The following is a 272-nucleotide window of genomic DNA, read 5'->3' as shown; positions in this document are numbered from 1 at the left end:
GGAAGAAGTCGGAAAATATGGCAAGCACGGCACCTGCGGCCACGGAAACCATCATGGCTACTTTCAGGCCGCGAAACATTTTCTTATAGGCTTCTTCAAGCATGCCTGCGCCCACGAGTTGGCCGATATATATCTGAATTCCTTTGGCCATGGCGACGGAAAACACGGTCATGACCATCATGTAGTTGTTGGTGTAAATGCGCGTTGCTAGTGCGGTTGTCCCGAGCAGGGTCACGAGCGCGGTGATGGTGATCTGGCTCGCGTTATAGGAC

Annotated in this window: 1 protein-coding gene; it reads right to left on the bottom strand. The window is 52.9% G+C overall.

The genetic code is table 11. The features are described from left to right. Positions 1-272: MATE family efflux transporter (locus tag AOA61_RS28185; RefSeq protein WP_218197407.1), on the bottom strand; the 272-nt coding region annotated here is incomplete at both ends.

The sequence above is a fragment of the Pseudomonas sp. 2995-1 genome, assembly GCF_002742505.1.
GTDB lineage: Bacteria > Pseudomonadota > Gammaproteobacteria > Pseudomonadales > Pseudomonadaceae > Aquipseudomonas > Aquipseudomonas sivasensis.
The sequence above is the reverse complement of the archived record's forward strand: the minus strand, read 5'-3'. Positions and strand labels throughout refer to the sequence as shown.